The sequence below is a fragment of the Aliiglaciecola aliphaticivorans genome (assembly GCF_054782055.1).
Genome location: NZ_BAAGTF010000020.1, coordinates 30,207 through 42,744, shown reverse-complemented (window position 1 = coordinate 42,744; position 12,538 = coordinate 30,207). Strand labels below are relative to the sequence as shown.

General features: G+C 41.8%; 14 protein-coding genes. 11 read left to right on the top strand and 3 right to left on the bottom strand.

Features of this window, described 5'->3' with window-relative positions:
- The first annotated feature begins 39 nt into the window (after nt 1-39).
- Both ACYVIL_RS11880 and ACYVIL_RS11875 read left to right on the top strand, forming a co-directional pair.
- Nucleotides 40-741 carry a histidine phosphatase family protein gene (locus ACYVIL_RS11880; protein WP_460312570.1) on the top strand — a complete coding sequence of 234 codons (702 nt, stop codon included), beginning with the start codon at nt 40-42 and terminating at the stop codon, nt 739-741.
- 36 nt (nt 742-777) lie between these two features.
- Complete coding sequence (locus ACYVIL_RS11875; RefSeq protein ID WP_460312569.1) at nt 778-1,527, top strand: SDR family oxidoreductase; 750 nt, start codon at nt 778-780, stop codon at nt 1,525-1,527.
- Nucleotides 1,528-1,619: 92 nt separating this feature from the next.
- On the opposite strand, the gene ACYVIL_RS11870 is transcribed toward ACYVIL_RS11875, so the two are convergent.
- Nucleotides 1,620-2,339: a cytochrome b/b6 domain-containing protein gene (locus ACYVIL_RS11870; RefSeq protein ID WP_303477203.1), complete on the bottom strand. Its 720-nt coding sequence runs from the start codon at nt 2,337-2,339 to the stop codon at nt 1,620-1,622.
- 243 nt (nt 2,340-2,582) lie between these two features.
- On the opposite strand from ACYVIL_RS11870, the gene frdA reads away from it, so the two are divergent.
- From frdA to frdD, 4 genes are read left to right on the top strand one after another with little or no spacing between them, the layout of a single operon-like run.
- Nucleotides 2,583-4,367, top strand: a complete 1,785-nt coding sequence (frdA, locus tag ACYVIL_RS11865) for a fumarate reductase (quinol) flavoprotein subunit (protein WP_460312568.1) — start codon at nt 2,583-2,585, stop codon at nt 4,365-4,367.
- Nucleotides 4,364-5,083: a succinate dehydrogenase/fumarate reductase iron-sulfur subunit gene (locus ACYVIL_RS11860; RefSeq protein WP_303477208.1), complete on the top strand. Its 720-nt coding sequence runs from the start codon at nt 4,364-4,366 to the stop codon at nt 5,081-5,083. The genes frdA and ACYVIL_RS11860 overlap by 4 nt, the downstream gene beginning before the upstream one ends.
- Nucleotides 5,080-5,463: a fumarate reductase subunit C gene (locus tag ACYVIL_RS11855; protein ID WP_460312567.1), complete on the top strand. Its 384-nt coding sequence runs from the start codon at nt 5,080-5,082 to the stop codon at nt 5,461-5,463. Before ACYVIL_RS11860 ends, ACYVIL_RS11855 begins: the two co-directional genes overlap by 4 nt.
- The gene (frdD, locus tag ACYVIL_RS11850; protein ID WP_460312566.1) at nt 5,460-5,852 is read left to right on the top strand and encodes a fumarate reductase subunit FrdD; all 393 of its coding nucleotides are present in this window, start codon (nt 5,460-5,462) and stop codon (nt 5,850-5,852) included. The genes ACYVIL_RS11855 and frdD overlap by 4 nt, the downstream gene beginning before the upstream one ends.
- Before the next feature lie 8 nt (nt 5,853-5,860).
- Here frdD and ACYVIL_RS11845 read toward each other — a convergent pair whose 3' ends face one another.
- The gene (locus ACYVIL_RS11845; RefSeq protein WP_460312565.1) at nt 5,861-6,862 is read right to left on the bottom strand and encodes a prenyltransferase; all 1,002 of its coding nucleotides are present in this window, start codon (nt 6,860-6,862) and stop codon (nt 5,861-5,863) included.
- A gap of 147 nt (nt 6,863-7,009) precedes the next feature.
- Complete coding sequence (locus tag ACYVIL_RS11840; RefSeq protein WP_303477216.1) at nt 7,010-7,747, bottom strand: dienelactone hydrolase family protein; 738 nt, start codon at nt 7,745-7,747, stop codon at nt 7,010-7,012.
- A 228-nt stretch (nt 7,748-7,975) separates the two neighbouring features.
- Here ACYVIL_RS11840 and ACYVIL_RS11835 point away from each other — a divergent pair, with 228 nt between their 5' ends.
- The 5 genes from ACYVIL_RS11835 to ACYVIL_RS11815 form a co-directional block, all read left to right on the top strand.
- Nucleotides 7,976-9,145, top strand: a complete 1,170-nt coding sequence (locus ACYVIL_RS11835; protein ID WP_460312564.1) for a benzoate/H(+) symporter BenE family transporter — start codon at nt 7,976-7,978, stop codon at nt 9,143-9,145.
- Nucleotides 9,146-9,150: 5 nt separating this feature from the next.
- On the top strand, nt 9,151-9,804 hold the full coding sequence (locus ACYVIL_RS11830) for a GntR family transcriptional regulator (protein ID WP_460312563.1): 654 nt from the start codon (nt 9,151-9,153) through the stop codon (nt 9,802-9,804).
- 324 nt (nt 9,805-10,128) lie between these two features.
- Nucleotides 10,129-10,677 (top strand): PEP-CTERM sorting domain-containing protein, encoded by a 549-nt coding sequence (locus ACYVIL_RS11825; protein WP_303477224.1) that lies wholly within the window; start codon nt 10,129-10,131, stop codon nt 10,675-10,677.
- Nucleotides 10,678-11,034: 357 nt separating this feature from the next.
- Nucleotides 11,035-12,054, top strand: a complete 1,020-nt coding sequence (locus ACYVIL_RS11820) for an endonuclease/exonuclease/phosphatase family protein (protein ID WP_303477230.1) — start codon at nt 11,035-11,037, stop codon at nt 12,052-12,054.
- A 94-nt stretch (nt 12,055-12,148) separates the two neighbouring features.
- Nucleotides 12,149-12,538 (top strand): transposase (locus ACYVIL_RS11815; protein ID WP_460312562.1); only part of this gene is annotated, 390 nt, incomplete at its 3' end.

The window sequence follows — 12,538 nt, the reverse complement described above, 5'->3', positions numbered from 1 at the left end:
TTACCTGAAACTGTGAACAACGATTTAGTAGGATAAAATTTGACAGCCATTTATTTAATTAGACATGGCCAAGCTTCTTTTGGCCAGCAAAATTACGATAAGCTTTCGGATATCGGACATCAGCAAGCTAAGCTGTTAGGTCATTCACTGCAGACTCGGATTGGCAAATTTGATAACGTTTTTTTAGGCAGCATGTTGCGCCATAAACAAACCTTGCAAAATTGCTTATCCGCGATGTCTTCCGTTGTTGATGAATCAAACTGGAATATCGATGCCAATTGGAACGAATACGATCATAACGACATCATTGCCCAAATGGGGCCAGAATTTGCTGATGCACCTTCCGTTAAAAACTGGATATTAGCCCAGGAAAATCCCAAAGTAGCCTTTGAGCAATTATTCAATGATGCCATGAACCGCTGGATGTCAGGTCAACATTGTAACGAATATGTTGAGTCATGGCAGCAATACCTGAATCGTGTAAAAGGGGCGCTAGAAAATGTGTTAGACAAAGCAAAAGGTGCCAAAAAAGTAGCTATTTTCACCTCTGGCGGCCCTATTTCAGTGATTAGTCAATATTTGTTAGGGGTTCCCGCTGACAATGTAATGCAAGTAAATTGGACCTTAGTCAATTGTGGTATAACTAAATTAATTCATACCCAATCTAGAGTGTTTCTATCTACCTTAAACGATCACAGTCATTTCGAAGGTGAACATAAATCTTTGATTACCTATAAATAACTTTTCAAACATGAAACTTAAAAGCGTAGCCCAATGATGAGCAGAAAAAACATATTAATTACCGGAGCCAGCTCAGGCTTGGGTAAAGGCATGGCCATTGAATTTGCTAAAATGAACAGAAACTTAGCCCTATGTGCTCGGCGCATTGAGCGTTTGGATGAGTTGAAACTAGAATTGCTCAGCATCAACCCTGAGATTAAAGTATCCATTAAATCTTTAGATGTAGATGACCATGAGCAAGTATTCAACGTATTTAACGAATTCCATCAAGAGTTTGGCCAGATAGACCGGGTTATCGTAAATGCGGGCATGGGAAAAGGTGCTCCAATTGGTACAGGGTATTTCTACGCCAATAAGCAGACAGCCATCACTAATTTTGTATCCGCTATCGCCCAGTGTGAAGCGGCAATGACAATATTTAGGCAACAAAATGCAGGTCATTTAGTCACAATATCATCCATAAGTGCCCTTCGCGGGGCAAGAAGAGCTATGAACGTTTATGCCGCCACAAAGGCCGGACTAACGTCGCTTAGCGAAGGAATGAGAATTGATGTCATGGATACCCCTATTAAGGTCTCTACTGTACACCCGGGTTTTATTCGCAGTGAAATTAACGAAAAAGTGAAAAAAGTCCCCTTTATTGTAGATACCGAAACAGGCTGCAAGGCAATGGTAAAAGCTATCGAAAAAGAAGGGGCAAACAGCTATGTGCCAAGCTGGCCTTGGGCAGTCATCCGGCCAATTCTGAGCATAGCTCCACTGAACTGGTTAAAGAAAATGAGTTGAGGCTTTAGCTAAAGCCCTCCCCTTTTACACTAGCTAAACTCAACCTATACTGGCTGTGGTGTATATTTTTAATTTGGGTATACAGGTATTAGTTAATCATCTCTATTGTCTTTTTTCGGAATGTACTTATAACCATTTATCATAGCGGAAACCAACGCCGTTTTCTCTCTACGCTCGGCAACTATCACCCCAACGATATGCAACGGGATCAAGAATAACAAGGTATAAAAAGCATAAACATGTGCAGTGATAAATGGTTTTCGAATATCGCGCATCTCTAAGTAGGCCTGATCATCAACATTTTCTTTAGAATAAGGCTCAATGAGATCAAGTTTACTGCTATCAATGGCAATACTTTTCGCAAAATATTGGCCGAACGGTGGATAATAAATATCCGTACCGGCGATTATTAAACCGCTGATCATTTGAATGCACATTGACAATAATAATGCCCCCACCATCAACTTTCCGAGAGGGTTGTGCCCCTTGTATTTTTTATGGGGTTGCTGTTTGAATTCAGCCAACTCTTGGCTAAAACCTTTAGTAAAGGGTAAGGTTTTTTTCCAGCGCTCGTAACCTTTGCCGAAAAAGCCCATCACTAGCCTTAATAACAAATTGATCGCAAACACATACCCGGTAATGACATGCAGGGTTTTAAGTAGAATTTTACCATCAACACTTACGCCCAACGTTTTCGCATTAAAAATTATTAAGCCTAACCCCAGCAGTATTGTAATTGCTAAAACATTTATCCAATGAAAGAGTCTTAAATACCGACTCCATACATACACTTGTTGGTATTGGTTGTTCATGTTTTCCCCAAAGTATTTGTCAAATAAGCTACTTATTAGAATAAAGGATAACGCAGTTGAAAAATATTCCTCCAATCAAAACTAGGCAGCACAAAGCAGATTTCATTGATCAAGGTCATTAATTGGTCGTTTAACAGTATTAACCTTAGCATCTTTATGGTTATATTATCTACTCACACTTATCATTTCTAAGCGAAAGTGTGTTTTGGCTTGAATGATAAATACACAAAGGAATGGGACCAAATGAAATATAAAGATTATGACGTTCTTATTGTTGGAGGTGGCGGGGCTGGTTTGCGAGCAAGTATTGCCGCAGCTCAACAGGCACAGCAAACAGGCTGTGATCTTAGTATTGGTTTAGTATCCAAAGTGTATCCTATGCGTTCCCATACCGTTGCAGCGGAGGGAGGGGCTGCAGCAGTCACCCGTGACGATGATAGTTTTGCTGCACATATTGAAGACACAGTCGCAGGGGGAGATTGGTTAGCTGAGCAATCAGTTGTTGATTACTTTGTAAGGCATGCCCATCAAGAACTCGTGCAAATGGAACAGTGGGGCTGTCCTTGGAGCCGCAAAAACGATGGTTCTGTGCAAGTTCGTCGTTTTGGCGGCATGAAAATAGAGCGCACTTGGTTCGCCGCCGATAAAACCGGTTTCCACATGTTACATACATTATTTCAAACGTCGTTGCGTTATGATGCGATTCAGCGTCTTGATGAGTTTTTTGTGCTCGACTTGTTAGTCAATAATGGACAAATCTCTGGCATTGTAGCGTTAGAAATAGCCACGGGTGAGTTACACCTTATTCGTGCCAAATCCGTTATTTTAGCCACCGGTGGAGCCGGCAGACTATTTCGTTTCAATACTAACGGTGGCATTGTCACTGGCGATGGTATGGCACTAGCCTTCCGTCAAGGTGTGGCACTGCGCGATATGGAATTTGTACAATATCATCCCACCGGACTGCCAGGTTCAGGAATATTAATAACCGAAGCCTCCCGGGGTGAAGGTGGCTTAATGCTCAACAAACAGGGCTATCGGTACTTACAAGATTACGGTTTGGGACCCGAAACACCCGTGGGTGAACCTAAAAATAAATATATGGAGCTGGGACCCAGAGACAAACTGTCACAGGCGTTTTGGCAAGAACAGCAGGCTGGACGGACTGGTCGTTTCGGTGACAGCGATGTGGTCTATTTAGATTTGCGACACTTAGGAAAAGCTTATATACACGAACGTCTTCCGTTTATTTGTGAGCTGGCAAAATCCTATGTCAATGTAGATCCCGTCAAAGAACCCATACCTGTGCGTCCGGCTGTGCATTACACCATGGGCGGAATCACCACTAACGCTCGGTGCGAAACATCGATAAAAGGACTGTTTGCCGCTGGGGAATGTGCTTCTGTTGGCCTCCACGGAGCAAACCGTTTAGGTTCCAATTCCCTCAGTGAACTATTGGTGTTTGGCCGTTTAGCAGGCGAACAAGCCGTTATATTCAGTCAACAGCAAGAACTCACGCCAAAAGCTGATCTAGAAGAGCAGTTTCAAGCTCAACAACAACGTATAAACACATTGCGCAATCAACAAGGTCGAGAAAATTGGGTCGCTATTAAACGGCAGTTAATTAAATCCATGGAGGAGGGTTGCGGAATCTATCGTGAACAAGCTGGAATGCAAAGTACGTTGAATACCATACGTGAGCTTAAAACTCGCTATCAACAGATTAGCTTAAAGGATAAAAGCTTAGGATATAACACCGAGCTTTTACAATGTATTGAGGTGGGATTTGGTCTAGATGTGGCGGAAGCAACCTGCTTAGCGGCATTGCAGCGCCGGGAATCCAGAGGTGCCCACCAGCGCCTTGATGAAGGGTGTACAACCCGCGACGATGAACAATTTCTACAACATAGTTTGGTTTACCATCAAGCCAATGGTGATGCACATCTCAGTTGGCAGCCCGTTGATATATCCTTGTTACCGCCGGCGACCAGGGCATACGGCGATGCAGGCAAAGGAGTTTCATCATGAAAACAATTCACATCACTCGCTATCTGCCTGAATCCTCAGAGATCCCCTTCGTTCAACAATTTGACATCCCTGCAGATGACAGCACATCGGTACTCGATGCACTCAATTATATTAAGGAAGAGTTAGATCCTTCATTAAGTTTTCGGTGGTCTTGTAGGATGGCTATCTGTGGATCATGTGGGCTTATGGTTAATGGAAAGCCAAAACTGGGCTGTAAGACCTTTTTACGTGACTACCAAGAGAATATAACCCTCCAGCCTCTAGCTCATTTACCTGTAGAGCGGGATCTAATTGTGGATATGGATGTGTTTTTAACCCATCTTGAAGCAGTAAAGCCCTATCTTATTAGTGACGATAGTCTATCTACTGAACCGAATAAACAGACGCCTACGCAAATGGCCAAATACCAACAATTTTCTGACTGTATCAATTGTGGATTGTGTTATTCCGCCTGCCCACAATTTGGCCTAAACCCTGAATTTTTAGGTCCCGCAGCCATCACATTGGCACATCGTTATAACTTAGATAGCCGGGATCACGGAAAAGCCCAGCGAATGCCTTTATTAAATACTGAAGAAGGCGCATGGAGCTGCACGTTTGTGGGTTTTTGTTCTGAGGTCTGTCCGAAAAAAGTGGATCCTGCCGCGGCAGTCAATCAATCCAAAGTTGAATCAGCTAAAGATATGATTATCCAATTATTTAAGGGGAATTTATGACTTACCGCACTACGCTTTCTCGAACCTGGTGGTTAAAACACAATGCGTTTAAAGCGTATATGTTACGCGAGGCGACTGTTTTACCCCTGACATTTTTTATTTTGTGTTTAGTCTCGGGGGTTTATTGTTTGTGGCAAGGTGAAAGTCAATGGAACCACTGGCAAACCGCAATGGGGCAACCTTTGGTATTAGCACTAAACCTTTTAGCCTTCTTTGCTAGCTTATTTCACGCATGGACTTTCTTTCAGTTATTTCCCAGAGTCATGCCAATACGTATGGGTCACATAAGCGTGCCAGCCAATGTGTTGATAGCGGGACAGTGGGCAGCCGTGCTATCGGTAATGGTGTTATTTTCTTGGTTATTTTGGGGGAACCTATGAATTATCGAACAACCGAAAACATGACTATCAAACCTAAAAAAAACCACCGCAGCAGTGAACCTGTTTGGTGGGCCTTGTTTAGCGCTGGAGGGGTTTGTTTTGCTGTATTTATCCCCACAGCAATACTGTTTTTTGGTTTTCTACAACCCCTAGGACTGATCGACTTTAGCTATTCGCAAGCTCATAATTGGTTTTTTGGTTTTTGGGGACTGATGTTTAGCGGTGCCTTTATTATTTTACCTGGGTTTCATGCTGCCCACCGTATTCGCCATGGGTTACACGATTTGAAAGTACAACGACATGGACTCATTAAAGTGATTTGTTATGGGCTCGCTGGATTGATTAGCCTGCTAACTTTAGGCATTTGGTTTACCGGTATAATTAGCTGATGCACCGCTTATGGATTCACAGCTGCGATAATATTTTCCAGTATTAACATCACCAAGAACAACAAACTAAACCTGCGTGTATATTGAAATGCGTTAGGCGCAAACCACAAGGGCCAGACTTCTTTTCGAAAGCCGGCGGGCATCTCTGCTGGCCTCTCATGATTAAAAACCTTAAGTGTTTGGATGAGAGTGGGTAAAGTTAAAAGTAAAACGACAATACTGAGACCAATATACCCTTCAAAATAAATATAGGTGGCTAACAAATACTGAGATAACAACATCACTTGCACGGCTTTTCTAGCGTGACTAGCACCTAGCAATACTGGTAATGAATAGATCCCCTTGCTTTTATCCATATGGATTTTATCGATATGTTTGCCAAAAATAACAGCCGTAGGTGCCAAGGCATATAAAGTACCAATGAACATGGCAGCTAGGCTCCACTGCCCACTGCTAACATAATAAGAACCACCTACCATTAGCGGCCCCCACACAACCAATACCGACAGTTCACCTAAGGCAAGTTTCTTCAATGGCCAGGTATAAAACAGCACAAAAAATGCGCCTGCTAGCATTATCCACAATACATCAACACCTCTTATATAAATGATAAGGGCCCCGCATAGAAGGGCTAACGCACCAGTAGCTATGATGTAGTGCAGCAACTGCTTTTTAGTTAAAAGTCCACTTTCAAGCACATGAGTACCATATTGAGTGCGGAAGTAATTTCCTTTATCTACCCCTCTTGCAGAGTCAGTATAGTCATTTAGCAAGTTATTGGTGGCATGGGCTAACACTAAACCTAAAATACATAACACAGCTAAACCCAAATCTACTGTAGCAGTACTCAATGCCAACAAAATGCCGATAATGGCCGAGGTAAAACTCATGATAGTGACAGAGAAACGACTCGCCACCAGCCATTTAGTTAATAGGTTTAACCCATCCCAACACGTTTTATCAATCTGAGGCACGGTTTTGAGAGCTTGGATCCATATAGCTTGCGACATTGTCATCTCTTTTTGTGTTGTGAGTTTGATAAAATTAAGCAGCGCAGAGAGGCAAATCGAAACTGCTCGTTACAAAAGTACAAAACGGAAAAAAGTACCCTTTGAGTATCTAAATTTTATAGCAGAAAAACAACCCCAGAATAGCTATCAATTTAGTGTTCGCTGAAATAACCCAACCGCCTGCTGATACATTTGTAGTGCTAATGCACCGTCGTAACGATCACCTTCGTCTCGCATAAACGCGTGCACACCGTTGACTTCACTCCATTGATAATTAATCCCAGTGGCTAAGCATTGCTTGTATATGGTTAATCTGCCTTCTTTAGGTACATGGGGATCTTGCTTGCCCCAAATAAAGTGAATTTCGCCTTTAATGTCTGCCATTCTAGCCAGGCTTTGTTGTTCCGGCTCCGCAGCCAATGCATTGTTATGGATATCCGTAGCATACAAACAAAATGCGGCTTTTATGGCGGGGTTGAGTGCAGCGCGATACGCTAGATGCCCACCGATACATACACCCATAGCGCCTATTTCGTTGGAACAATAGGTGGCTGTCCTAATAAAATCAATCATAGCCTCTGTATCCGTATCGTGGTCAAGTAAAGATTTTTGGCTCTTATCTTGATTACCTTTATCTTTACCAAGATCGTCGTACTCTAAAACGGTTCCAAGGGGATTCAACTCATGAAAAATCTCAGGAACGATAACGACAAAACCGTGACACGCCATTATGGCTGCAGATCGGCTGATGGGTGCCGTTTGCTGAAAAATCTCTGAATAGAAAATAATGGACGGATACACGCCCTCGTCACATGGACGATAAAGATAACACCGCATTGTGCCCGTTGCGGTGTGTAAATCGACGGTTTCTTTTTGTATTTGCATGATCAATGACAACCTTATTTTTTAACTCGGTTATGTTGAGTGTGTTTTCAGGGCGGCTTTTATGTGGCCCACTTACGCGACTTATTCGCTATGACGGACGATAATCAGAATAGTCTATCTAAATGACTGCAATCATAACGTTATTTTTTATAGAAGTACTAAATTCGACTTCCATTATGATCAAAACTCACGTATAAAATGTATACATTTTTAAAATTGTATACATTTATGTTGAAAAAAATCATCAACGACAGTTCATTATCTGCCGTCATCGCTGGCTTTATTGCTGTATTAGTTGGGTTTGCCAGCGCCATGGCAATCGTCTTTCAAGCTGCCATTGCATCAGGGGCAAACAATCAACAACTGGAATCCTGGGTGTGGGCTTTAGGGGTAGGCATGGGGTTCAGTACACTAGGACTATCTCTTTGGTACAAACGCCCATTGATTATTGCTTGGTCTACCCCTGGTGCCGCATTACTTGCAACTGCCGTTATGAATAATGATATAGCCACCGCTACCGGAACGTTTCTAACGGTGGGTGTCTTGATTACCTTAGTCGGCGTAACCGGTATTTTCAGTAAACTGGTTAGACTCATTCCAATATCAATAGCATCCGCCATGCTAGCGGGTATTTTAGTGCAGTTTGGTCTTGGATTGTTTGGCGCTATAGAGCAACAACCGGCATTAATTATCACCATGTTAGTGGTCTACTTGCTGGCTAAACGATTTATTCCGAGGTATGCGATCCCTTTAGTGTTACTAACCGGATTAACGTTTTGCATTTTCAATCAAACCATTCAAACCCAGAACCTTTCATTTGAATTTGCAACACCTGAATGGGTATCTCCTACTTTTTCATTGGCTTCAATAATCGGCGTTGGCTTACCATTATTTATTGTGACCATGACCTCTCAAAACTTACCTGGGGTGGCCATATTGAAGAGCAGCGGATATGAGCAACAACCAATTTCGCCGCTCCTTACCACGACGGGAATCACCACGCTTCTATTTGCTCCTTTTGGTGGTTTCACTTTTAGTATCGCCGCCATCACCGCCGCTATTTGTACCAATGAGGAGTCTCACCCTTCTCCAGATAAACGTTACATCGCAGGTATTTCTGCGGGTGCCTTCAACATATTAGCGGGAGTTTTTGGGACTGCGGTTGTGGGCTTATTTGCAGCTTTTCCACAGGCACTAATTGCCGGTTTGGCAGGGATAGCACTGCTAGCAGCCATAGCCGCTAGTCTAAAAACAGCCTTGGATTATGATCGAGAGAGAGAAGCTGCCGTTCTTACCTTTTTAATGACTGCTTCAGGTTTAAGCTTTTTCGGTATAGCTTCTGCGTTTTGGGGCATTGTGGTGGGAATGTTAGCTTTGCATTTAAGTAAAAGAGTGTAATTAAGATGTCAAAACAACAAGCACAGATACTCTACAATCAAATTAAATTGGATATACAGGAAAACAAGTTGCCCATTGGACAGGCACTCAAACAAGAAATGCTTTCACAGCGCTATAATATCAGCCGTATTCCCATAAGAGATGTGCTACAAAGATTAAAAAATGAAGGTTGGCTAACCACCTGTGGCAAGCGAGGGGTGATGATCCCCATGCTTAACGCCACCGAAGCAGAAGATTTATATTTAATGCGCAAATATCTCGAACCGCTGATTTTGGAATATGCTATCCCCAACATTAACCAACAAGAAATTGGTAAGGCGACGGACTATTTACACATAATTGACTCGCAAGAAGAACTGAGTATCGAAGAACACGGAGAGCTGAATTGGCAATTCCATTCCTGTCTTTATGAGCAAGCAAACCGACCTACTCTGTTTAGTACAATCGCTAGTTTGCATCAATTGTGTGGCAGGTATATTGGTTATCATAACCAACAGCTGAATTACTTGAAAACCAGTCAACAAGACCACTACAACATACTCAAAGCAATAGAGAACAAAAACACCGAGCATGCTAAAAACCTTTTAGAAACCCACATAAGCGATGCAGGCAAAACTCTAGTGAGATTTTTGTTGGCGGAATCAAAAAATGAAAATTAAATACATAAGTTTGATTACCAATGAATATTGGTGATACAGGTGTCAATAGACTATTTCATAAACGAACGTAGCCTAGTTGCTTACCTTACAAAAGCAAGACAATAGCAAGATACGCACCGTCTGCATCACTTTCAGTTTTTGAATTTCACACACAATGCGCCGTTGACGGCTAATCAACGCCTTTAAATATTTGTCGGTGTTTTTTACAAAAATTTCAAGGGTAATATTTTTTCATCATTAAAAACAAACACCTACCTAAATGGTTCGGTTCTTGCTTACTCGAATTAGATATTTGTAAATCAAAAATAATAATTAGGAACTAAAATGCTTAAATATATTAAAAATGTCCTTTTTGCTGGATTAATACTATCTAGTACGGCTGCCAATGCAGTGTTAATTGATTTTAATACAGTTATTCCTGATGAAGTAATACTCGTTAACTTCAATTCAACTGGTTTGGATTGGGTTTATGCAGGCCCAGTAGCACCAGAAGAATTCGGTCCAGGTAGCATCTATGCTCCTAGTTATCGGGCTAGTGAAGGATGGCGTTTTGCCACTCAGGTAGATTGGTCAATCCGTCCAGATTGGACAGACTTTGTTATAGGCAGTGCTGCTGTTACTCCCGTCGCTAGCTACAGCGATCATTCTACTTACCGGTTTGCATCTGAATACTGGAGTAACTTTAGTCATGTTGATCTCAATGATGCAGCAGCAGGCCGTATTACTAATGGATTAGATATTGGTTCACTCGATGGTGTTTGGGAAACCTTTTATGTTCGTGATACTGCGCAGGTTACTGTACCGGAGCCTTCAACAATTGCTCTGATGGCACTTAGTTTGTTTGGATTGATTATCACAAGACGTCGACGTTAAATAAATATCATCACGCTAATTGATAGCCCGCATTTCGCGGGCTTTTTTGTGGTATATCATTACTTAATTAGCATGCATAATTAGCATGGACAGCCACACTAATTAGCATGGACAGCCACACAATTAGGAATCAATTAGCATGGACAGGCACTAATAATCAATTGGCATGGACAGCCACAGACCTGACCTTACGAAAAACAACTACCTAAAATGATGCCTGTCCATTTAAGTCACATGTAAGTCATATTATTCAGTTTTACTAGGCTCACTTTAGCCGTCCTCATAACCATCAACGTCGGCTGTGAAATAAATTTGTTGTGTTATATTTATAGAAACCATTTCAAATAAAGAATCCCTATGTTGAAAACTTTGATGACGTTGATTTTTGGCATGCAGGTAACTTTGAGCGCCGCCCAAATGACTGCGCATACAAATACAACTACTTTGGATATCACACTATTTGAAGACTTAAATCAGCATATTGTGACAGATGATATCAATGTGTTTTCTTGGAATGTATCGGGAGATGCATTTTTTAAGGAACCCTATCTATTTAAGGCTTTGGTAGAAAAATCAAAAGCAAATTTATTGTTGCTAGATGAAGTTTCTAATCAAACCACTAAGTCTCAACTACAAAAGGTATTACCAAATTCCAATATTACTACTGAAAATAATTGGTTCATTAGTATTGGGTTAAGTGGCGGAAGGCAAAGAAACGTTATAGCAAGCCGCTTACCTATCGAAGTTTTGCCTGAATTTTCTAGGATAGTGCCTTACCCAGAATCTGAAAAATTACGGTTGAAAAAGCGGATCATAAAAGCTGGTGAGATAAAGTATTCAAGTCAGTTAGATTCTGGCATCCCAGTAAATGGGGCTATTGTTAGTGATGGAGATAAACGATTATTGGTTGTTTCTCTTGACCTAGAATGCTGTGGTAGCGATCCGAGTAGCTGGGAAGAAGATAAGCGCAGAATTGAAGCCAAGGAAATAAGAAATATCATAAGAAGCGTGATTGCGCGAATTCAAATTGATGCCATTATTATAGCGGGTGATTTTAACTTGGTTAGTACGGTTAAGCCGCTAATTATCGTGTCGGGCCCCTATGAAAAGCCACACTTCGGTCTTATTGCGGCAGACCTCATGCATATTGATGGTAAGCAAACATGGACTTGGGACGGACGCGGAACGCAATTCCCATCAAGAGTAATGGATTTCGTCATTTATAGTCCAAAAGCGTTAAAGTTGGATAAAGGATATATTTTTGATCCAGAAGACATCTCACCCCAAGAGCGGAAGAATTTGGGGATCCCAGTAAAAGGCTTTTCCAAAGTATCAGAACATTTACCGATAATTACTAAATTTAGTTGGGTTAACTAGTGTTGGATAGAACTAGTGTTGGACAGCCACAAACTAGACTACAAGGTTAACCACATCAACTATGCTTAAGTATTCTTAATTCAAGGAATGAATTATGCCATTGCCACGGAAGCGCCAAATTAGCTTATCTGATACCCCTTATTATCATTGTGTATCCCGCTGTGTTAGACGGGCCTTTTTGTGTGGCGAAGATAAACTGACTGGAAAAAGCTATGAGCATCGTCGCCAGTGGGTAGAAGACAGGTTGTTGTTTTTGACCACAGTCTTTGCCATTGAGGTGTGTGCTTATGCGGTGATGAGTAATCATACCCATGTGGTACTGCATGTTAATTCTGACAAAGCAAAACATTGGACGGATAGAGAGGTTGCTCAGCACTGGCATAAGCTTCACAAGGGCACGCTGCTTTCACAGAAGTTCACATCTAAGCAAGCTACTGAGCTTAGTGAGGCTGAATACATGACACTCCAATCGACTTTATCCGTT